Annotated in this window: 20 protein-coding genes; 10 read left to right on the top strand and 10 right to left on the bottom strand. The window is 43.9% G+C overall.

The window, feature by feature from the left end:
- Positions 1–97: 97 nt before the first annotated feature.
- The 3 genes from ABUE20_RS00410 to ABUE20_RS00400 all read right to left on the bottom strand — a co-directional run bounded on the left by ABUE20_RS00410 (position 98) and on the right by ABUE20_RS00400 (position 3147).
- Positions 98–733 (bottom strand): alanyl-tRNA editing protein, encoded by a 636-nt coding sequence (locus ABUE20_RS00410; protein ID WP_408618220.1) that lies wholly within the window; start codon positions 731–733, stop codon positions 98–100.
- A gap of 20 nt (positions 734–753) precedes the next feature.
- The gene (locus ABUE20_RS00405; protein ID WP_408617818.1) at positions 754–1326 is read right to left on the bottom strand and encodes a helix-turn-helix domain-containing protein; all 573 of its coding nucleotides are present in this window, start codon (positions 1324–1326) and stop codon (positions 754–756) included.
- A 357-nt stretch (positions 1327–1683) separates the two neighbouring features.
- Positions 1684–3147 carry a UbiD family decarboxylase gene (locus tag ABUE20_RS00400; protein WP_408617817.1) on the bottom strand — a complete coding sequence of 488 codons (1464 nt, stop codon included), beginning with the start codon at positions 3145–3147 and terminating at the stop codon, positions 1684–1686.
- 685 nt (positions 3148–3832) lie between these two features.
- Here ABUE20_RS00400 and ABUE20_RS00395 point away from each other — a divergent pair.
- The 7 genes from ABUE20_RS00395 to ABUE20_RS00365 all read left to right on the top strand — a co-directional run bounded on the left by ABUE20_RS00395 (position 3833) and on the right by ABUE20_RS00365 (position 9776).
- Entirely contained in the window at positions 3833–4270 is a 438-nt protein-coding gene (locus ABUE20_RS00395) for a MarR family winged helix-turn-helix transcriptional regulator (protein WP_408617816.1), read from the top strand.
- A gap of 186 nt (positions 4271–4456) precedes the next feature.
- A complete protein-coding gene (locus tag ABUE20_RS00390; protein ID WP_408617815.1) occupies positions 4457–5077 on the top strand; it encodes a nitroreductase family protein in 621 nt (206 codons plus the stop codon).
- Positions 5078–5094: 17 nt separating this feature from the next.
- Positions 5095–5901 (top strand): arylamine N-acetyltransferase family protein, encoded by an 807-nt coding sequence (locus tag ABUE20_RS00385; protein ID WP_408617814.1) that lies wholly within the window; start codon positions 5095–5097, stop codon positions 5899–5901.
- A 271-nt stretch (positions 5902–6172) separates the two neighbouring features.
- Positions 6173–7081 (top strand): DMT family transporter, encoded by a 909-nt coding sequence (locus ABUE20_RS00380; protein WP_408617813.1) that lies wholly within the window; start codon positions 6173–6175, stop codon positions 7079–7081.
- Positions 7074–7664, top strand: a complete 591-nt coding sequence (locus ABUE20_RS00375; protein ID WP_408617812.1) for a Crp/Fnr family transcriptional regulator — start codon at positions 7074–7076, stop codon at positions 7662–7664. The genes ABUE20_RS00380 and ABUE20_RS00375 overlap by 8 nt, the downstream gene beginning before the upstream one ends.
- Positions 7665–7890: 226 nt before the next feature.
- Positions 7891–8112, top strand: a complete 222-nt coding sequence (locus tag ABUE20_RS00370) for a hypothetical protein (protein WP_408617811.1) — start codon at positions 7891–7893, stop codon at positions 8110–8112.
- Positions 8113–8369: 257 nt separating this feature from the next.
- Positions 8370–9776: a DUF1593 domain-containing protein gene (locus tag ABUE20_RS00365; protein ID WP_408617810.1), complete on the top strand. Its 1407-nt coding sequence runs from the start codon at positions 8370–8372 to the stop codon at positions 9774–9776.
- Positions 9777–9886: 110 nt separating this feature from the next.
- Here the strand turns inward: ABUE20_RS00365 and ABUE20_RS00360 are convergent, their stop codons facing one another.
- Entirely contained in the window at positions 9887–10411 is a 525-nt protein-coding gene (locus tag ABUE20_RS00360) for an NAD(P)H-dependent oxidoreductase (protein WP_408617809.1), read from the bottom strand.
- Between the two features lie 31 nt (positions 10412–10442).
- Positions 10443–10757, bottom strand: a complete 315-nt coding sequence (locus ABUE20_RS00355) for a DUF1330 domain-containing protein (RefSeq protein WP_408617808.1) — start codon at positions 10755–10757, stop codon at positions 10443–10445.
- 235 nt (positions 10758–10992) lie between these two features.
- Here ABUE20_RS00355 and ABUE20_RS00350 point away from each other — a divergent pair, with 235 nt between their 5' ends.
- Together ABUE20_RS00350 and ABUE20_RS00345 are read left to right on the top strand one after the other, a co-directional pair.
- Positions 10993–11961: a LysR family transcriptional regulator gene (locus ABUE20_RS00350; protein ID WP_408617807.1), complete on the top strand. Its 969-nt coding sequence runs from the start codon at positions 10993–10995 to the stop codon at positions 11959–11961.
- A gap of 156 nt (positions 11962–12117) precedes the next feature.
- Complete coding sequence (locus tag ABUE20_RS00345) at positions 12118–12450, top strand: STN domain-containing protein (protein WP_408617806.1); 333 nt, start codon at positions 12118–12120, stop codon at positions 12448–12450.
- A gap of 72 nt (positions 12451–12522) precedes the next feature.
- Here ABUE20_RS00345 and ABUE20_RS00340 read toward each other — a convergent pair whose 3' ends face one another.
- Both ABUE20_RS00340 and ABUE20_RS00335 read right to left on the bottom strand, forming a co-directional pair.
- Positions 12523–15597 (bottom strand): efflux RND transporter permease subunit, encoded by a 3075-nt coding sequence (locus ABUE20_RS00340; RefSeq protein WP_408617805.1) that lies wholly within the window; start codon positions 15595–15597, stop codon positions 12523–12525.
- A 1-nt stretch (position 15598) separates the two neighbouring features.
- Positions 15599–16732, bottom strand: coding sequence for an efflux RND transporter periplasmic adaptor subunit (locus ABUE20_RS00335; RefSeq protein ID WP_408617804.1), 1134 nt, complete (start codon positions 16730–16732; stop codon positions 15599–15601).
- A 330-nt stretch (positions 16733–17062) separates the two neighbouring features.
- Between ABUE20_RS00335 and soxR the strand changes: the two genes are divergently transcribed.
- The gene (soxR, locus tag ABUE20_RS00330; RefSeq protein ID WP_408617803.1) at positions 17063–17539 is read left to right on the top strand and encodes a redox-sensitive transcriptional activator SoxR; all 477 of its coding nucleotides are present in this window, start codon (positions 17063–17065) and stop codon (positions 17537–17539) included.
- Positions 17540–17717: 178 nt separating this feature from the next.
- On the opposite strand, the gene ABUE20_RS00325 is transcribed toward soxR, so the two are convergent.
- From ABUE20_RS00325 to ABUE20_RS00315, 3 genes are all read right to left on the bottom strand, one after another.
- A complete protein-coding gene (locus ABUE20_RS00325; RefSeq protein WP_408618219.1) occupies positions 17718–19022 on the bottom strand; it encodes a methyl-accepting chemotaxis protein in 1305 nt (434 codons plus the stop codon).
- 413 nt (positions 19023–19435) lie between these two features.
- Positions 19436–20389, bottom strand: coding sequence for a class I SAM-dependent methyltransferase (locus ABUE20_RS00320; protein ID WP_408617802.1), 954 nt, complete (start codon positions 20387–20389; stop codon positions 19436–19438).
- Positions 20390–20440: 51 nt separating this feature from the next.
- Positions 20441–21379: a DMT family transporter gene (locus ABUE20_RS00315; protein WP_408617801.1), complete on the bottom strand. Its 939-nt coding sequence runs from the start codon at positions 21377–21379 to the stop codon at positions 20441–20443.
- Positions 21380–21512 lie beyond the last annotated feature (133 nt).

Raw genomic sequence — 21512 nt, 5'->3', positions numbered from 1 at the left:
AATACAGGCTCTCACAGGATGACTTGTGGTTATGCAGTGAGAGCCCCGATGGCTCTTGAATAGGCCCGGAGGGTGGCTGTTAGTGCTGTTCATTCGTTTATTCAATGGTAATTTCTACTCTTTCTTTCCCTTTCCCGATGTTTTTCCGTTTTAGCTGAATTGTGCCTATTTCGGATGTTCGCCGTAAATGCGTACCGCCACATGGAACTTGAGCAAATTGATTAATTTTCCAGTAGCGTTGCTCTGCTGCAATATCTGAAAAATCACTATTAATCGGAAGATCGGCATTAATAAGTGCTTGAACACTCGTTTGGATATCATTAAGTAGTGGTGTGATATTCCCATCAAATAAGAAGTCGATTCGGCTTTTCTCTTCAGAAATATGAGCTCCAATTTTCTCAATCGTATATTTTTTATAAAATGATTCGAGTATTAGTTCGGCGGCAAAATGTAGCTTCATGAGCGAATATCTTCTGGGCCAATTGATCTTTGTTGTGACCAAGCTTCCAACGGTAAAGGGTGGGGGCGTTGCAAGCGTATAATAGATACGGTTGCCTTTTTTGTTCGCTGTGACGACTTCCACGCCATTGATTGTTCCTGCATCACTTTCTTGTCCGCCCGATTCGGCATAAAAGATCGTCTCAGATAACTCGATAGTGTTGTGCTCGAGGCTGATCACATACGAGTCGAGTGTGGTTTGATAGGGATCTTCCCAAAATAACTTTGTGGTGATGGCATGCATCGGCTCAATTCCTAATTGTGATTTTGTGGGTAATAAATAATGTCGTGGAATACAGCGTGTCCGTTTCCAATATTTTTATATGAATGAGTTTGAGCGCCGCTGAAGCGAATTGCTTGTCCATTGCCCAATACGTGCCAAGTTCCATCGCAGTAAACGGCCATTTTCCCTGAGATGCAGATGACATGTTCAATGACACCGATGTTATGTGGATCAGATTTATGTTCATAGTTTTCTTTCAAACCCAGTTCATAGACCTCAAATCCAACGGAAGCTTCAAATGGAAAGATAACGTTGACATATAAATCATCATTGACCCAATTTTCTAAGGAATGAATAGCGCTGACTGTCGCATTGTTTAAATTCTCAACGGGTGACGATTCATTACTGATAAAGCTAGAGAACGAAACATCTAATCCGTTCGCAATTTGCCAAAGTCTTGCAACGGTGGGGCTGGAAACACCTCGTTCAATTTGGCTTAGCATTGCTTTACTCACCCCGGTTAACTCCGAAGTTTTTTCTAGGGTAAGCCCTTTTGCTTTTCTGATCCGACGGAGGTTATGACTTATCTGTTGGTCAATATGCATAGAAAATCTATAATATGCTATAACATAAAAATGGATTATAAATTTATGCTATAACATAAACTAAGGGTTGTAAACACGCGTACGTATTAAGACACCCACTTGATTGGCGTAGAAAAACAGGGTTTTTGAGGAATGAATAAGGTGAGGCTTACAAGAGGTTATATCTGTTATAACATAATTTTATGGAAAGATACTCGCTCATTGGGAGCTGTATGAAGTTAATATGGGATGATCATAGATGATACTGCGAGTTAGGGAGATGCTCGCAGTTTTATTAAATGAATAGAAGTGGTGTTTTACTTGGTAATTACCGGGGGAATACACGAGAACGTCATGTAACCCCCGGTAATGATAAGGCTATTGATCCCAATATTTTAGAACACGGTCTTGGATCTCTTTTGGATACGCCCCACGGAATGAACTATGTGGCTGCCGACCAGCTTCCGGAGCGAGTTGTAAACAATCATGTACGATACGTTCACCGGTATGGGCATGGCGTTCTTCATCGGTATAGCAAGCTAAAAGAGGTAATATTGGACCATAATCAATGACATGCCGTTTTGTTGGATGGCAACGAGTCGCAACCGCCCACAGATAGTCATGTGGATTACTAGGGTCGATATCGTCATCTAACACATAGATAATGGGACAGATTGAACCGAATTTAGTATTCCAAATTGTTTCAGCGATTTTTTTGCAGAACGCTTCGCTATTGACTCCGGGAAGCTGTTCGCGCCAGTTGGCCGGAACGGTCACAAATACCCAGTGATTGGCAGTTTCTAGGGGAGACCAAACGGTTGTAATGGGCAATTCAGCATCTCTTAGTAAAGAGAGCGTTTGTGCACTCATAGCAACACCAACCGCAGTGTGGTATTCATCAATCGGTCGGCCTTCTGGAATAAATGGCCAGATCGCACCGTCCCGGTAACTGATACATTCAATATGATAAACGGGTTGCATGCTGGTATCGGTGACAACGTAGCCCGGATATTCCCCAAAAGGACCTTCTTCTGCATCCCGATCAAGTGATACATGGCCTTCAATCACGATCTCAGCGCTAGCGGGGACTTCCAGATCAATCGTTTCACAACGAACGACTTCAATTGGTTCGCCAAAATGCCCACCTAGATAATCGCCTTCATTTACGTAATCCCCAAGAGGCATAGAAGAGACAATCGGTAATGCTGGTTCACACCCTTGTACCAGCGCAAAAGGCATCGGTTTGCCAATTTTTCGCCATTCTTCCCAGACCATCGCAATATGTTGTGGGAGCATAAATAATCCAGTCATACGATGAGCATCCAGTTTTTGGATGCGGGCAATAGACCAGTTGGTCCATTTACCATCTGGGGTTCTGGCCACGATGGTTCCCCAAGTATTACAGTACGGGCCACCATCCCCATCATGTAAATAAGGGATAGGGAATAGGTCGAGGCTCGCTTCATCACCATGAAGTATATGTTGTTTACAAGGGGCGGTTTCGACAATACGAGGGGCAATAGGTTCGGCCTTAATCGATCGGGTTAGACATTCAACGATATCCAACCAAGAAGCCGATGCCGGCAAACCAACTGATAAAGCGACACGGGCAGCAGGTTGGCTGGCCATTGAGCTTACAGCTGCAGGCGCTCCAAATGCGCGCATGCCTTTTGCTGCGCCTCGAATATTGTTAAAGAGTGGGGCTGGGGCATGGAGATCGTAACCTCGGCGGGTCACGGCTGCCATTTCTAGATAGGGATCAACTTCTCGGGTTACATTTTTTATATCGCCTAATTGATCAAGTTCATCAATATACTCGCGTAAGTCTTTAATTCGTTTCACATGTATTTCCTTCATTTAAACATCAAAAATTGAGTCATAGTGGGGCAGGATTGTTCGGCCACGGGCATTGAATGGATCACCCTGTAATGGCAGGGTATGAATTGCCATCCGGCTTGGGTCGAAATATCAATCTTTCATATTTGAAGAAGATGAGAATGTTCGGGTAGAAAACTTGATTGCAAGACAGAACATGACGTTTCCTTCAATGAGATACCCAAAATACACAAGAGCAGTTTTATGAGCTGCTTACCAACAATAGTCATACGGCGGTTATCCATCGCGATGGGCATTTCATAGCTCAAGTGCTGAAACCATTCATTTTTATAGGGCCATTTCAGTCGTGTTACTTAGGCCGAATAGGTTGATTACAGCAACAGAGTCGATGTCTTTGAATCAGATGGGATAGTTCAGAGATGACACTTATTGTTGACAATACAGTCTATAACTGTGTACGTATACGGACAAGTGAATTGCACTATAAATATGTAAATTTACGGACACACCGGTAACGCATCATAGATTAAAAAATAGTTTGAAATGGAATCCTACTTGGTTCGAAACAAGGCAATCGCAAGAGGATGGTGATTGATACTGCACATGATAAAATGATTTATGGTCATACCATGAATGGTGTTATCCGTGGTATGTGGAGATACATTATCTTGACTAGGGATCTGGCCATATTATGAAGAAAACGGCAGTGGAATGGACCTCTGTAGCGGATATTGATCAATCGCCGCTGCATCTATTACGTAGAGCATTACAAACCTACACTAAAACTTGGCAGCAAAAAATCCCGATGTTATCTCCCCCTCAGTTTGCCTCATTGCTTGCGATTAATGAGCTCCCCAAACTCAGTCAATCCAAACTAAGTAAGATCACGGCTATCGATTCATCTACGATGGCAGAAATGCTATCTCGTATGGAAAAACGTTCACTATTAGTACGAACGGAAGATCCAGATAATAGCCGACGTTACCTGCTGAGGTTGACGAACGAAGGCCGGGAGCAAATAGAGCAAGCCAAATGTATTGAACGACAAGTTCGAGAAGAAGCGCTCAGTGAGTTAACCGCAGATGAAATTGAAACGTTAGTCATGTTATTACGCAAAATAGCGGGCTAAATGGGGTCTGAATTCATCGCCTTTTTGGCTGCCTGCAAGAATAGAGAATAGGCGCATAAATGAGGGATATCGTTTCACTGCTGGCGATTGCTTCTTTTTTTTCGAAATTAACTTAAGTTAATTATTCCCCAAAAAAGTATCGCTATACTCGCTCTAAATCTTAAATAGAAAGATAAGGGAACATCGATGAGTATTATACCTGCATTACAATGGCGGTACGCTCTGAAGCATTTTTCTGATAAAAAAGTGGATGATGGCATGATCGAGCAACTCATTGATGCTGCGCGTTTGTCTGCATCAGCATATGGCTTACAGCCTTTTCAGGTCTGGGTTGTTGAAGATGAAAGCATGCGTGCAAAATTAAGTGAAAATGCTTATGGACAAACTCAACTTCAAGAATGTTCACAGTTGTTGGTGTTTGCCAGCGAAACATCCGTATCGGATGATACCATCGATCAATATTTCCAGCGTTATCATCAACAAACGAATACCCCAGTTGGAAGTTTAAATGGATACGCAGCCCACATCAAAACAGCGATGAGCTTGAAATCCGATGTCGAGAAACAGGCGTGGGCCGATATGCAGGCGTATATTGCGCTGGGCTCCGTTATGGTTGAAGCAGCTATGTTGGGGATTGATGCTTGCCCGATGAGTGGGTTTGACCGAGCCGCATTTGATCGGACCTTAGGGCTTACCGAGCACAATTTAAGTGCCTGTGCGATCTGCGCCGTTGGCTATCGCCCCGAGGATGTGCCACAACCGATAAAAGTGCGCAAAACCCGCGACGAATTTAGCCGTGCCATCTAACCAGAAGGAATGATAGTGTGATTTTTGATGCTTATTTAAATGAGCTTGGGCTCGAAGCACCGACACAACCGGATTTCGATTTTTTAAGTCGTTATATTGCACGGCATATGGAGTTATTTACTTTTAATAATCTATCGGTCTTGCTCAAAGAAGATATCTCTCTGGATATGGATACGCTGCTGAGCAAAGTGGTGCGGCGCAAATCCGGTGGATATTGTTTTGAACACAACAAGCTAGCCTATGAACTGTTGAACTCTCTGGGATATTCGGTGCGTTTGGTGGTAGGGAAAGTACTCAATAATTTTGTGCGGCCTGTTCCCCGAACCCATCGCATCACACTGGTAGAAATTGATGGAAAGTCTTATTTAGTGGATGTCGGGTTTGGAGCAAACTGCCCAATCACACCGATTGCCTTGAATCACCCTCAGCCGCAACTCTCAGGTTTGGATCATTACCAGATCCATGTTTTGGAAAATGGTGAATATGATCTGGTGCGATATGATCACGGTCAGCCCTTTATTTTATATCGGTTTGATTTAGCCCATTACACGGAGGCTGATTGTGAAATGGCACATTTTTATTCGCACAAACATCCTAATGCTGTATTTACCAAAAACATGGTCGTGAGTCAGAAAAACAAAAATGAAGTCAAAGCTATAGTTAATCAAGAATTTACTCATCGAACTGCCAATGGTGAGGTGACGCAACTGATCCCGTCGGGAGCCGTCTTGTTTGAGCTGTTAACCGATCAATTTGCGCTCAGCGTGGATCGAGAAGTCTGTGACTTTATTTTTGAGCGCACTATTTTGCCAAAACTAACTTAAGGTCTGTGGATCTTTCACGATGATGCTTGTAGCCATCAGGGGCTGAGTTAACTAAGACGGTGGGTGGCTGCCCGAAAGGGTCATTTAAACCAATTTTGAACTTTGTTGTGCTCTGGACGCTTTCTTCATTAAGCGTCACAGGCCTCGTTTTGTCCAAAATATGTTTAATACAAGATCCAAGCATGAAAGTTATACAGCGCTCAAGGTTTATCGCGTTCATTTACCTATTCACAACATGTCACAGTATTTTTATTGAGTGAGGAATCAGAGTATGAATTCTATCGTTCCGGCTTTGTTATGGGCCTGGCTTATGGCCTCATCGTTTATTGTCTCGGGCTATGTGACCGCTTATGGTTCACCGTTAGCGGCTACTGGACTTCGTTTTTTGTTGGCGCTTATCATGATGACCCCTATTTATTGGTATACCCGCAAAGAACATTCGGGTTCACTCGTCATGCTCTTGTTATCGCCTAAAATATTGCTACAACAACTTTTGATTAGTGGGGCATTAGTTAGTTTTTTTATTGGCTTATTTGCCGCGCTTAAAACGACCACATCATTAAATACATCCGTGTTGTATTCCCTTCTCCCGTTGATTGCTGCGCTGTTGGCGGGTTGTTTTGGCATAAAAACTCGCAGATCGCAATGGTTGGGATATGTATTGGGAGCCAGTGGCGCGATCACTGTGCTGCTGTTCTCAAGAGAAGGTCTCTTTATATGGCATGTGGGAGATACGATCTACCTCGTTGCGTGTTGTTTGTTGGCTTTTCATGTGGTTGCCGTGCAATTGTGGAATACGAATGTCTCGCCATTTGAGGGGGCCTATCGCATCACTTTTTTTGGAACATTATGGTTGCTGCCATTGGTCTTTCTGTGGGGAGAGCCGCAAAACTTGCAGTGGCATATTGCCACATTCTGGTATGGAATCATTTATTTAGCTACATTTACCACATTATTAACCTTTGTATTGCAACAGATCGTGGTTCGAAATGGCGGGGCATCGCGGCTTTTAGCCTTTAGTTATACGATTCCCATTTGGGTCGCATGTGTTGCTTATTTTAGTCAGGCTTCACTCGGGCTTTTATCAAAGGGCTTTATCATAGGGACGGTGATGGTGATCATTGCCTTGGTCATGATTGATGGTCAGTTTAAATGGTTTAAACAGAAACGGCATGGATAAAAAACACTTTAGGGAATTATTGGCGGCTTTTTTTGAACAATATCAAACCGGGATCGATTGGAGTTTACTGACCATTGATTTTCAAATGCATACCTTGAAAAAAGGTGAATGTTTTTTTAATCAAGGGGATATACCTCAGCGCATGTATTTTTTAGGCAAGGGGCTGGTGCGTTATTATAGTGTGGCGGAGTCGGGGAAAGAATATACGCATGCGATCGCCAAGGCGCCCAGGCTGATTGGTTCAACACGAGCTATGACCATAAATCAGCCCAGTCCATTTAGCATCCAAGCCCTTGATGATTGTCTCGGGATTTCATTTTCCTGGAACGTATTTTATGAGCAAATGAGTCAGGATTTAGCCTTCGTGAAGGCATATGCTAAATTTCTGGAAACAATTTTTCTGTTTAAAGAATTAAAAGAATGCGCGATGGTCACGCATTCCGCTACACGCCGCTATTTGGATTTCTGCAATGATTTCCCCGAACTTAAAAATACATTACCGAAGCAGCAAATCGCATCCTATATTGGGATTACACCGGTCGCATTAAGTCGTATTCGGGCACAGCTCAAGTTTCCTAACTGATAATAAAAGGCTAATAATAGGCCACCCACCCGATGAAATGAGTGATAGCAGGGATGATGGTTGTATCGGGTCAATCAAGAGAGGGGGCTTGTCCAATGAGTTTTATCAATGATTTGTTTTTTGTAAAAGGTGGGTGAGCTACTCTTAATGATGCATGGAAGTATCAAATCGGCTTAGGTATCGCATCGATCAAACTGTATGCACAGTGGTTTGTGAAGGAAATTTAATGACAATGTTTAACAACAAAAAACAATGGCGGGGGATTTGTTTTTTAATCTTGGGGATTTTCTCCATCGGAGCTTTTGCAGATGAACCTCCTGTGAAAAAAAGTAAAAGTGGAATTTGTCATGCCAGAGGAAGTACTTATTACGCTAAAACAAAGCACTATACTTCGTTTCAAACAATGGATGCTTGTTTAAAAAGTGGCGGACGTCGGCCCAGACGCTAAGGATTGCTGACCTTTCATGATTGCGTTTTGTTCAAGTTAAACGCATTTTGAACAAACCACACCATTGGAATTTATGACAAAACTCACAGTGGTGTCGTCAGGCTTCAGGTATGGTCACCCGTGTAAATTTGATGGTTCAGGATTGTAACTTCAAGGCAAAACCTGAAAGGCATAAAGATGATCATGGTCTTTATTCCTTTCAGGTTTTTTTATGTCTTGAATTCGTCATTGGGACTTCTCTTAAAGGATGATACGCGATGAAGCAGAAAAGGTTGTTATGGCTGGTGGTGACAGTATTACTGGCAGGGATCAGTTTTCCTAATTGGGCATCTACACCCGAACATACGGATAAAACGCGGATCCTTATTTTAACGGATATTGGAAATGAGCCAGATGATTCAGAATCATTTGTGCGATTCCTAACCTACAGTAATGAATTTGATATAGAAAAAATAATTGCTACAACATCGACTTGGCAAAGAGATGCCGTTCATCCAGAAATGCTCCATGAGCGAGTTGCGGCGTACGCGAAGGTTTATTCTAACTTAATGAAACATGCGGATGGATTTCCAACACCAGCCTCATTAGATCGTAAGATCATGAGCGGTCAACCGGGGTATGGGATGAATTATGTTGGGAAAGGCAAAACCACCCAAGCATCACAAAGTATTATTGCGGCTATAGATAAAGTTGATGCGCGGCCGTTGTGGATTACCGTTTGGGGTGGGTCTGTGGATTTGGCCCAAGCCTTATGGGATATCCAACATACGAGAACGGTGGAGCAAATAGAAGCCTTCATTCATAAGATCCGTGTGTATTCGATTTCTGATCAGGATAATACTGGGGCTTGGATCCGACGTAATTTCCCGACCATGCGCTGGATCAGTAGTCTCCATGCTTATAATGATTACTGGCTTTCAACTTGGGTTGGAATATCCTCACCCATGGTTGCCGGAGGGGATATGAGTCAGGTCAACAACAACTGGGTTCATCAGTATATTCAACTGGGCGTACTGGGGCAAAAGTATCCGGATATCATGTACATCATGGAAGGCGATTCCCCATCATTCCTTTATCTTTTGCACAATGGGTTAAATGATCCGGAGCATCCCGAATTTGGTGGATGGGGCGGGCGTTACGCGGCTATCGCCCCAGATGACGAAACCGGTTTAAGAGTGAGCACCTCGGATAGTGTGAAGGGCATCGATGGGAAAATGTATCGGACCGCTCCTGCAACTATCTGGCGCTTTCGTCATCAATTTCAAAATGATTTTGCCGGAAGAATTCAGTGGACGCTGAAAAATAATTTTGCGGAGGCCAACCATAATCCCATTGTGAAGTTAAATGGTCATGAGGGGCTAAAACCTGTCAACATGACCGTATCATCAGGTGATGAGGTGACGTTATCAGCTCAGGGAACGATGGATCCTGATCGGGATAAACTAACTTATCGTTGGTGGCAATATGCAGAGCCCACGGCTCAGGCATTGGAAATTCATTTCGCACCAACGCTTAAATTAATTGATGAGACCAAGATGGTTGCACACTTTATTGCCCCAAAAGTTGTTAAGCCGACCCCTTTTCATGTGATTCTAGAAGTTCATGATAATGGGCAGCCAGAATTATATTCATATCGGCGGGCGATCATCACTGTGCAGCCTTAATAAGGTTATTTCCTGCATGACCTCATGTCGAAGATGTGCGGGCGAGCCTCGATGATCCAAAAGCCGGGTATAGATTTAACCCGGCTTAATCAATGATTAATATCGCCTAGTTAAGCAGACAGACGCTGTGCTAATTGTGCTTTCAGATCCGCGATTCGTTCTTCAGAAACACCCATTGCATCGAGAAATACTAACGGTTGAAGGTATTTCATGCCGATATATAAGGCACTGGCTTTCATTGGGGTTAACACTTCATCCATTGTGCTCTGAATGAGACCTGAATGTGAGTAAGTGCTTTGGCTGGCTCCGGCTGAAACGACCACTAAACACTCTTTATCTCTTAGTGCATTTCCTTCTGGTCCAAAAGCCCATCCATAGGTCCAGACTTCATTCAAATATGCTTTCAGCATAGGAGTCAGGTTAAACCAGTGGATTGGGAACATAAAGACAATACGATCCACGTCTTCGCAAGCAGCCTGTTCTGCTGCAATATCAAAGTGGTTTATATCCGTGCCGTAGAGGGTATCCAGATTGCGAACGGTGACATTTTCGGCAGCTACGGCAACTGATTCTAAGGATTTGATGACATGTGATTGGTCTGGATAAGGATGAGAGACTATAACTAATGTTTTCATAGAGTTTCCTGAATTTAAAAATGAATATAACTTACTGGATAGGTTCAATGAAGCCTTCGACAAGCCAGGCGTTCGTTTTTGCTGAGGCTTGCCGATAAGGAAGAATGGCCTGATATTCGGGCGATGCATGCCAAGCTTTGGCCTGCGTTAAACTATCGAATTGCAATATGACGAGGTTTCCTTGTGAAGGTTGACCTTCGAGTGTTTCCACCGGCGCCCCCAGAACAACTTTGCGGCCTTTGAATGCTTGGATTGTGGCTGCAACTTGCTGTTGATATGGGATCATCCCTTCGGGATTTTCAACGTTCACATCAAAAATAATATAAGCGGGTTTATCATCTGCCATCGCCATTTCCTCATCATGGTGCTGTTTATCGGAGCCACTCTGTGACCCATCTCCATAGTATGAATCGATTTATTTGTAACTTTAAGTGGATCTGTGGTTGAACATTTATCAACTAAAAGTTAATTATGGTGCTAGAGGCTTGCCTCTGGCGTATGTCATCATCAATAAGCATGTTTATAAATTGGCTTTATCTTGAAAGAGATAAGTGCATGATTTTATCGACTCTGGAGAGTTCATGGATATCTCACAGCATGTTCGTGCCGTTTTGTCATTTGTTGAGGCGGCAGAGGCAGGCAATTTTTCACAAGCGGCGCGACGCTTGGGGGTCAGTACGGCGGCAGTTAGTAAAAATGTTGCGGGTCTGGAACAGGTGCTTGGGGTTCGGTTAATGAATCGAACTACCCGAAAGATCAATTTGACTGAGGAAGGGAGCGTTTTTTTGGCTCAGGCTAAAATTGCGCTGAGTGCATTAGAAACGGCCGTGGATAGTATTGTCGCCCGAAAAGTAGAAACCAGTGGTGTGGTTCGAATTTCAACCAGTGCTGCTTTTGGTCGAGACTATTTACTTCCGGCACTTCCCGGATTGATTGAACGTTATCCGAGTCTTGCTGTGGAAGCTGATTTTGATGACCGGGTAATCGATTTGGTGCAGGATGGTTACGATATTGCTATTCGTGGCGGGAGAATTGTGGACTCTTCGCTTATTACTCGGCCGATTTGTCACTTGAATATGGTCTTAGTTGCTTCAGCGGAGTACCTATCTTTGAATGGAGTCCCTCAACATCCGAGTGATCTGAGTCATCATCGGCTGATTGCCAGACGTTTTCTTGGCGGGCGGGTCAATCCTTGGGAATTTAAAAGTGAAGACGGAAGCTTGTCATCGGTTGATCCGCAACCGGCGGTTGTCACGTTGTCTGCTCCGGAAGCATTAGTTCAGGCGGCTTGTGCCGGGCTTGGAATTGCTCAGGTGGGGATCCATCATGCGATACCATACCTGCAACAAGGAATTCTAAAAGTTGTCCTATTGAGCCAACATAATCCGGGGCACTATGAACTGGTGATTCAGTATCCTCACCGGGCACTCGTGGCACCCCGGGTGAAAGTAACCGTGGATTATCTTCTGCAGGCATTTCAACAGGCTGCGACGCTCCATTATACGCCGGAGCAACTTGTGGATTATCAGTATCAGGGATCATTTATTTAAAGTACGTTTCATCCGAACCCTTCAACATGTGTTTTAATGAACGGATAAGCGGTGTGATATCACGAGGCTGATGGGACTTGCTTGAGTATCATCGCTTATTATTTATGGTTTTTGGGGACAACGGTCATTGGTTGTTTCATTCATGAGGAGAATACCTTGAAATTATATGCTCTTATTGCACTGATCCCAGTTGCTCTTGTGGGATGTTCGTCTAATCCTCCGGCGCAACAAACACTTACTAAAAGTTGTGACACAATGGCGCATTACGACATTCATTTTGATCGTTTTGATGAGGTCGCTCAGCAGGTAAGCCATGCGACTGGTTGCTTTATTGAAACCGATCTTTCGCAAACGGGGAGTGTGAAACCCAATCCGGTGGTCGGTTCTATGTCGATTCGACAGGCGATTAAAACGGCTATTCAGGGGACTGATTTGATGATTGTCAGTGAAGATAACCATGTGATTCGGGTCAAAAAAAAGCCTGAATAAACAGGCTTAAATCATATGACTGCGAGTAATATGCTTGTTACTTCTTATGTGTTGTTATCGTGAGGCGGGCGATTAAACGCGCGCCACTTCTCCTTTGCTTTGCTGCTCTTCTTCACTGGAAACTTGCGGGCGATGATCTCCGGCAAGCAAACTGTAAATGGTCGGTAGAACAAATAATGTAAATAATGTTCCGATCAACATGCCCATGACGACGACAATGCCAATGGCAAAACGGCTAGCCGCACCGGCACCTTCGGCAAATAGTAGCGGAACCAATCCGGCGACCATCGCGGCGGTTGTCATTAAGACTGGCCGTATCCGCACTGCCGCTGCATGACGGATTGCATCTATTCTGTTCAGATTTTCATGAAGTTGCATTTCATTAGCAAATGACACCATCAAGATCCCATGTTTGGATATTAGTCCGATCAACGTCACCAGTCCGATCTGGGTATAGATGTTGAGTGTGGTAAACCCTAAGTAGAGGGGCACCAAGGCACCACAAACCGCTAACGGCACCGTTACCAAAATCACTAATGGATCCCGGAAGCTTTCAAATTGGGCGGATAGCACTAAGAAGATGACAATCAGTGCAAAGATAAAAGAGACGGTGAGTCGATTGCCTTCATGAACAAACTGTCGGCTACTCGACATCCAATCTACAGTCATGCCATCCGGCAAGTGCTGGTGTTGCAGGAATGCAACCGCTTGTCCCATTGTGACCCCTTGCATCAGCACTGCGGAAAGGGTGGCCGAATTCATCTGGTTAAACTGAGGCAACTTATTTGGCTGTGGTCGCACATCGACTTTGACCACTGTCGATAAGGGAATCAGCTGACCTGTCGCTGTTCTGACATAGTATTGACCAAGGTTTTCGGGAGTCAGTCGATTTTTTTGCGGCACTTGCGTGATCACATCATAGGAGCGATCAAACCAGTTGAATCGGTTGACGTAGTTTTCCCCAACCAGAACCGCCAGGGTATTGGCGATTTCAGACATCGAGATCCCCATTTGGCCTGCTTTTGCGCGATCGATGCTGATATGAGCTTCGGCATTATCAAATGCCAGATCATTGTCCACGAAGGCAAATAAGCCACTTTGCCAGGCTGCTCCTTTAAGAGCCATTAATGTTTTATAGAGCGAAGCATAGTCATCAGTCGAACGAATAACCATCTGTACCGGTAGTCCCCCGGTGGAGGCCGGTAATGGGCTGTCTTGAAACAGAGAGGTATAAACGCCGGTGACACCTGCTGTTCGTGCGGCCAGATCGGCTTGGATCTGGTCCGCCGTTCGCTGGCGCTGCGACCATTCTTTGAGCAGAATCCCTCCAAAACCCGTGTTGGCATTATCACCGCCGACAGAGAAAAAGCTGCCTTCAAATTCGGGCATTTCCTGAAAAATATGGTCAACTTGTGCACTGAATTTTGTGGTGTAATCCACATTGGCATATTGTGGCGCTTTGGGTTGGGCAAAGATATACCCCATATCTTCCGGGGGCGCTAATTCTTTTTGGGATCCGGAAAACAGCAGGACAATACCTCCGAGGATCACGATCCCAACGAGTAAGACTGCACTGCGAGCGGCCAGTGTTTTATCCAGTAGTCGGCCATAAATATGGGTTAACCGTTCCATGTAGGCTTCGACCCATTTCGCCAATTTAGTTTCGGTGAGCTTGGGTTTAAGTAATTGACCACTCATCATCGGTGATAGCGTCAGTGCGACGATTCCGGAAACGATCACTGAACCGGCTAGGGTAAAGGCAAATTCCTTAAATAAAGCACCGGTCAACCCGCCCATCAGACCGATGGGGGTATACACAGCAGCTAAGGTGATTGTCATTGCGATAACGGGGCCGATGATTTCACGAGCGCCCTTGATCGCGGCCTGAATCGGTGAAAATCCTTCTTCAATATGGCGGTGAATATTTTCAACCACGACAATTGCATCATCGACCACCAGCCCAATGGCCAGCACCATTGCCAACAATGTTAACAAATTGATGGAGAACCCAAACATCATCATTAATGCTGCCGTTCCCAACAGCGAGAGGGGGATCGTGACTACCGGAATGATAACCGCTCGGAATGTGCCGAGAAATAAGAAGATCACGATAATCACGATCACAACGGCTTCAATCAGTGTGTGTTCGACTTCTTCAATGGAGGCATTGACAAAATGTGCCACATCAAATCGATTGATGACTTTAAGCCCTGGTGGAGCCACACGCTGAATATCGGGTAATAATTGGTTCACTTGTTTGACAATGTCTAGCGGGTTTCCATCGGGGGTTGGCGTAATCGAAATAAATACGGCTCGATGGCCTGACGAGAGGGCCGCTGAATCATAGTTTTTCCCACCTAACTCCACGGTCGCGACGTCTTGTAAACGGACAATGCCATTTTGACCGCGTTTTAACACCATCTGTCGAAATGCATTCACATCGCGCAGATCTGTACCGGCCGTGACATCGATGGTTGTTTCGCTGCCTTTCAGCTGCCCGGGCGCGGCCTGAATATTGTTATTCTGTAAAGCTTGAGAAATATCACTGGCGGTTAATCCCCGAGCCGCCATTTTGACTGGGTCAACCCAGATCCGCATGGCATAAGCGGCTCCTCCGGCGATATCGGCTGAAGCGACGCCAGGGACGGATGTAATGAGGGGTTGAGCGACTCGTGTGGCAAAATCAACAACCTGTGATGATTTGAGTGTATCGCTAATAAAGGCAACATACTGGATGGCAGAAGCTCCATCCGTTATCTTTTGGACCACCGGATCGGTGACGCCATCAGGCAATTTGTATTTAATCGACTGGACCTTGGATAAGATCTCGGTCATGGAACGATCCGCGTTGGCATTGAGTACCAACTTGGCCGCAATATGACTTTTGCCCTGACTCGAAGTCGAGGTAATGTATTCAATGCCACTGGCCGTCGATATTGCTTGTGCAATTGGTGTGGTCACAAACCCCTGCATCATATCCTGAGTTGCTCCCGGCAACGTGGTATCGATCGTAATGGTGGCACTTTGCATCTGTGGGTATTGTCGAATCGGCAGGTTGTAGGCTGCACTGATCCCTACCAGTAAAATTAACATACTAACGACGATCGATAAGATCGGGCGGCGAATAAATAAATCAGTAAAATGCATCTTACATCTCCTCTTTATCCACCAATTTGGCGACTGTTAATTCAGCACCGGGCATGATCCGATTCTGGCCTTCGGTGACGATCACATCGCCGCCTTTAAGACCTTGTGTGACCACAACTCGATTTCCGATACGCTGACCTAATTGGACACTGAGTACCTCTGATTTTCCGTGTTTGTCGGCATCGTCTCCCCGGATAATGACGACGCTGTATCCCTGAGCCGAAGTCTGAACGGCGGTACTTGGAACAAGAATAGCGCCTGACTGTGGAGGTAAGGCCAGAGATGCCGTGACATACATCCCTGGACGCAGAGCCCGATCATGGTTGGGGAGTGTCGCCTGAATGAGAATGTTGCGGGTATCCGTATTGATTTGTGGTTCAATGGCTGTCACATGCGCGGTAAACTCGCGATCAGGATAAGCATCACTAGAAACATGGACGATTTCCCCATCTTTGATCGATGTAAAATCTTGTTGTGGCAGCGTGAATTCAACATGAAGTGTCTCGAGCTTTGTTAAAGTGACCACCGCTTGTCCCGGATTTAGATACTCCCCCAAGTTGACTTGGCGGATCCCAAGTTGACCGGCAAAGGGGGCCCGGATCTGTTTCTGTCGCAGTCGAGCATCTAGTTCCTGAATGTCGGCTACCGTCTGATCATGTGTGGATTGGCGCTGCTGCAACATATCCAATGATTCAGCACCGGCGGGTACTAGTTTCTTAGAACGCGCTAATTGATGTCCGGCTAATCGGGCTTTGGCTTGTGCGGATAATCGTTCTGCTCGTTCGGGCCCATCAAATAGCTGTACGAGTAACGTATCTGCTGCAACAGTTGCCCCCGATTTAAAATTAATTTCCGAGATCCGCCCAGAGACTTCAGCCGACAAGGTCACTTGCTGGACTGCTTTGAGGTTCCCGATCGCGTGTAGACTCACGGGCAATTCTTGCGGCGTTAATTTCATCGCGGTGACCGGCGTTGGTTGTGCATGCCAACCTTGAGGTTGGGCTCGGCCATAGTTTTTCCAGAGGAACAGACCTCCAAAAATAACTACCAATAAAACCACTGCGACCAATAATGATCGAATTGGGTGATGTTTAGGTTGGTCCGGCAAAGCAGACCGTGGCATAGGATCGCTCATGGCTTCCCTCCATTTGAGTAAAACGTCATTGTGTTTAATGGCCGCAATTGACAAGCGAGTACAGCATCCTTGCGGAGCATGGCGAAAAGTCGATCGAGGTTGGATCCTACGCAGTACCTGATGGGATATACCGGGCAAATTGCTAGAACGGCAGCATAATGTGGGGGGATCAATGAGTAAGCGATAGGTATTAAACGTAACGCGCGGCTCATTTTCATCATACGGCTCATGTCGGCTCCTTGAACGAGGTTTATATCATTTTTGAACTTGCAAATGCAGGCCGACATTCATAATATGACCTCAAGTATACTTGAGGTCAATACTCATTTTATGATGAAATCGTCGACGACATTAACGGTGGGGGAAGTGGCAAAACGCAGCGGTGTTGCGGTTTCAACACTTCATTTTTATGAGAGCAAGGGATTGATTAGCAGTTGGCGAACCGGAGGTAATCAGCGTCGTTATCCCCGTGGAATATTGCGTCGTATCGCAATTATTCGTATTGCGCAACGAGCTGGGTTATCACTAACCGAAATTAAAGAGCATCTGGATAAATTGCCGCAAAAAGCTATCTCGACCAAAGAATGGCGGGAACTTAGTCAGGAATGGCACAATATGCTGACTGAACGGATCCACACCTTACTCCAGTTACGGGATCATATGGAAGGTTGTATTGGTTGTGGATGTTTGTCGCTGACGGATTGTCCGCTCCGTAATCCTGATGATGTTCTTTCCCAACAAGGTCCGGGGGCGCAGCTGCTCATCGATACCCATTTAACAGAAGATGATGATATAGAGGGTGAGTAAATTTCTACTATTGATGATTTATTCTGTTATATCTATTTCATACTCATGGGGGAAGTACAATAGCATCGTACGGAATCTTTGGTGCAGCACCTTGTCCTAATGACAAGGTGCTGTAGTGAGCTTGTTTCTATCTTATGATATGGTTAAGTGCTTTGGTTATCCGGTTTGAGCTCTGGAGCTACATTTTCCCGGATACCAGAGCAGTCGCCTGTTCGGTAGCATTTTGAGTCCGGGATGCGAGCGTTCGGACTTCATCAGCAACAACGGCGAAGCCTCGACCTTGTTCACCGGCTCGGGCGGCTTCAATGGCGGCATTGAGTGCTAATAAGTTCGTTTGTTTGGCAATATCATTAATGATGGTGACGATTTCTCCAATCTTCGTGAAATTGTCCTGCATCTGTTGCTGGTGTTCTAGTTCTGTTTTTCTTAAATGATCCTGCTTCATTTGGGCATCGATGTCTGTGAGCGCTCCGACCACACGAAGTGGATTTCCTTTCGGATCTCGTTTAGTTTCGCCTTTGGCCCGAAACCAGCGGTATTCACCCGATTTCATTTTCAGACGATAAGTGACATCATAAGGGGTTTTCCCGGTTTTATCCGTGAGATGTTTAAAGAACTTCTGGGTGGATTGTTCCGCATCCTCGGGGTGTAAACGCGAAGCCCAACTATCCAGCACATTGGGAAAATCCTGTTCATTTTCAAAACCAAGTAATCGACGAAATTGATTGGACCACCAGAATGGATTATTGGGATTTACTGGATCGCCAGCAACGACTTCCATATCCCATAAACCATCGGATAACATTTCATTGGCTAACTCAAATCGGTCAATAAATTTGTCTAATTCGATCTGCCGTTGTTTTTCATCATCGATATCAGTTAACGCGCCAGCAACACGTAAAGGATTGCCTGAGGCATCTCTGAGTGTGGCTCCGCGAGCCCGAAACCAACGGTATTGACCATTTTTTAGTTTTAATCGATATTCAATGTCATAACTCGTGTGGCCGGTTTTATCATTCATATGCGCAAAAAAAGCATCGAAAGTGCGTTGTTTATCATCGGGATGTAAACGATCAGACCAACTCCTGGCAATATTAGGAAAATCTCTCTCACTCTCGAAGCCTAGCATTTGTCGGAATGCCTGTGACCACCAAAAAGGGTAATCTTCATTAAACTCTTTGCCTCGGATGAAGGTTAGATCCCAGAGCCCATCGGAAGTTGCTTCACTCATTAAGTTAAAGCGTTGTTCAATATCCTGAACTTCTTTTTGGTGATCAGAAAGCAAGGCGGTGACTGAATTTAGTTCTTGTTCTAGCGATTGTTTGTCTGCTTCTAATTGATTTATGTGTTCAATGAGACTCTGAGTTACCTCGGTAAGTGAGGTAAATCGATTGGTGTTATGCGTGTTTGGGGACGGTAACACATTGCTTATGGTGTGTAGAACCTCGTCGAGGGTTCGGCTATTTTTCCCACTTAGAAACATCAAGGATACCTCTTCTTGTTTAAAGGCATAAAAACAATATATTAACAATATATGCCTAAGTATAGTCGGAATTTTGAGGTGAAAATAAAAACAAAAAATGGCTCAATCTATCGCTACAAAATAATTAATAAGATGTTGTAATTTAAAGAGAATAATTTAATTTTTTAGACTAAATCAAATCCTGAATCTCGTCGCTGTCAAAGAAGCGTGCGGCGAAAATGTGATATGGCGCTTCGGTTGTATTGTGCCGCATTGAGTTGCGGTGTGATGAAATTTGAGATCTTGGTTATTTAGAATTCTTCCGGGTTACAACGATAAAAGGTGGTGTTGTCGTCCGGAAGAAAAAGATTAAATGACCCCCCGATAGTCTCATGATGATGAGAATACGGGTAGGGACTATTTATATATGAATATCAGTAATGACATTTCAGTACGACCACAGTATGACCAACGGGTACGCCTTTATTGGTTAATCTAAGGGCTTCCTCCGAGCTTAATTCATAGGGTTTGAGGGCTGTTTCCATTTTTATGGCTTCATCCTGACCTGTAATATAGCTTTGATCCGTAAATACTTCTTGCAATTTTTCGACAGGGTAAAAATGAAATTTCATGTAGTCATTTTTTTCCCATTCAAGATATCCATTTATGACATCGGTCGCTTCAGACTGAATTTTCCAGGTCATTAAAATAATTTCACCATGACTATGGCACAGTTGAGGGATTGTCAATATTTCTGATAATGGAATTCTTCCACCAATGACAGAAATAATATCACCTTCCGGATTCAGTAATTGTTGAGAATTTTTGACGGCTAAATAATGCAGTGAAAGCAAACTTTTAGTGATGCTATCAGGTATTTTTTCGATTCTATCAGCGATAAATGTTGAACTATTTTGGCTATCCAACAGATTGATATCATTTAATAGTGGAATATTCGGAAGGTTTTCATAGATTAGATCATACTTAATCCCTAAGTCTTCAAGTGGATAAGTTAAATCTCCCGCTTTACCGATGACTTCGATCGCATTGTTTTGAAGGTTATTTTGTATATTGGACGTAGCTAGTTTAACAACATCTTCGTGCAGATCGGTTACGACAAGGCGTTTACTATGTAATATTTGGCATGCGGCTAATGCATCTAATCCGGCTCCGGTTCCGAGTGATGCAAAGTTATCCTGAATTCCTTTTTCTTTAAAAATATACTGAAATGCAGGGACTGCCACACTAGAAACCCAATCACTTTTAGGATCAGAGATTTTAGGTTTATAAGTATGATCAACAATATTTAGTGATACATTTTTTTTTATATTTTCAAAATCAGATGAATGAAAAAATTGTTCAATATCAAAATTGATGGCCTGTTCCATAAGGAGATCCTTTTTTATAAAATATAATCCTATATTTGTTGAGGTATATCGCTATCGTCTAATCATATCTTTACTAAAATTTAAATTTTTTGATTTTCTCTCTTTGTGATATAAAATTATGGCTACACCGCTTAATACTAAAATCCCACCGATATAAAATGAAATAGAGGGGATTTCACCGAGTATTAAGAATGAGAATATTCCAGCAAATAGTGGAATAAATAAAGAAATAATAGATGTAATTAATGCCGGTAAATACTTTGAAGCAAGCGCAAATCCTAATGAGGGAAATGCCGTTGAAAATATCCCTAAGCCTATTAATATAGTAATGTCGTGAATATTAAGCGTACTTATTCCTGAGTGTTTGGGTAATAAAAGTATGACAGGAATAAGAATAATGCTACCTTCTAAAAAGGTGAGTGTGGTTACGGCTATTGTTTCTGGGCTTTTACTACGCTTTCTGAGTATCTGATAAATATAGGCATATACAGCTGTTAGTCCTGCAGCACATATGGCGAGCAGATCACCGAATAATCGAAAATTAGAAACTTGATCCGTAAAGGAAATTTTAGGGGCCAAAATAGTAAAGAGTCCGATAATGGCAATAATGGCTCCGAGAGTATCCCGGGAAGATGGAATATCCCCACTTATTCGACGAAACATAAGAATAAACAAAGGGGGCGTACTCAGGAGTAATGCTGCTTCAGCGACGGGAGCCAACTGAAAGGCTGCCGTCGCTAATAGATAATATCCAGCTAGCAATAACGCTAATAAATTCGTAATCGGATTTTGGATGGCTTGCTTGAAGTTTTTTCGTTGATTGGCCAATAGGCATACAATGGGGAGAACAAATATTAAGGCTACAATAAGGCGTCCAGCAGTGACGGCAAAAGGTGATAATGAAGGTAAAAAACGCACGAAAATACCCGTCGCTCCCCACATTAGCGAGGTCATCCCAGCAGCCAATATAGCATTTTGTTGTATTTTCATTGTCTAATAAAGATAGATGAGGATGAATTATCATAATTTATAGCTTAGTCAATAAAACTACTTTGCTATTTGGACGCTTTTTTTAGCACGTTGGACGTAATTGTAATGATATATATATCACTATTAAATAAAT

The sequence above is a fragment of the Celerinatantimonas marina genome, from assembly GCF_046054165.1.
In the GTDB taxonomy this organism is placed as follows: domain Bacteria; phylum Pseudomonadota; class Gammaproteobacteria; order Enterobacterales; family Celerinatantimonadaceae; genus Celerinatantimonas.
Note: the sequence above shows the minus strand (reverse complement) of the source record. Positions and strands in the feature narration are given on the sequence as shown.

Coding starts and splice junctions, on each gene's coding strand:
- soxR (WP_408617803.1), top strand. CDS start 17,063: ATGATGAAATCGTCGACGACATTAACGGTGGGGGAAGTGGCAAAACGC.
- ABUE20_RS00395 (WP_408617816.1), top strand. CDS start 3,833: ATGAAGAAAACGGCAGTGGAATGGACCTCTGTAGCGGATATTGATCAA.
- ABUE20_RS00365 (WP_408617810.1), top strand. CDS start 8,370: ATGAAGCAGAAAAGGTTGTTATGGCTGGTGGTGACAGTATTACTGGCA.
- ABUE20_RS00335 (WP_408617804.1), bottom strand. CDS start 16,732: ATGAGCGATCCTATGCCACGGTCTGCTTTGCCGGACCAACCTAAACAT.
- ABUE20_RS00390 (WP_408617815.1), top strand. CDS start 4,457: ATGAGTATTATACCTGCATTACAATGGCGGTACGCTCTGAAGCATTTT.
- ABUE20_RS00325 (WP_408618219.1), bottom strand. CDS start 19,022: ATGTTTCTAAGTGGGAAAAATAGCCGAACCCTCGACGAGGTTCTACAC.
- ABUE20_RS00370 (WP_408617811.1), top strand. CDS start 7,891: ATGACAATGTTTAACAACAAAAAACAATGGCGGGGGATTTGTTTTTTA.
- ABUE20_RS00380 (WP_408617813.1), top strand. CDS start 6,173: ATGAATTCTATCGTTCCGGCTTTGTTATGGGCCTGGCTTATGGCCTCA.
- ABUE20_RS00315 (WP_408617801.1), bottom strand. CDS start 21,379: ATGAAAATACAACAAAATGCTATATTGGCTGCTGGGATGACCTCGCTA.
- ABUE20_RS00360 (WP_408617809.1), bottom strand. CDS start 10,411: ATGAAAACATTAGTTATAGTCTCTCATCCTTATCCAGACCAATCACAT.
- ABUE20_RS00375 (WP_408617812.1), top strand. CDS start 7,074: ATGGATAAAAAACACTTTAGGGAATTATTGGCGGCTTTTTTTGAACAA.
- ABUE20_RS00340 (WP_408617805.1), bottom strand. CDS start 15,597: ATGCATTTTACTGATTTATTTATTCGCCGCCCGATCTTATCGATCGTC.
- ABUE20_RS00405 (WP_408617818.1), bottom strand. CDS start 1,326: ATGCATATTGACCAACAGATAAGTCATAACCTCCGTCGGATCAGAAAA.
- ABUE20_RS00320 (WP_408617802.1), bottom strand. CDS start 20,389: ATGGAACAGGCCATCAATTTTGATATTGAACAATTTTTTCATTCATCT.
- ABUE20_RS00355 (WP_408617808.1), bottom strand. CDS start 10,757: ATGGCAGATGATAAACCCGCTTATATTATTTTTGATGTGAACGTTGAA.
- ABUE20_RS00350 (WP_408617807.1), top strand. CDS start 10,993: ATGGATATCTCACAGCATGTTCGTGCCGTTTTGTCATTTGTTGAGGCG.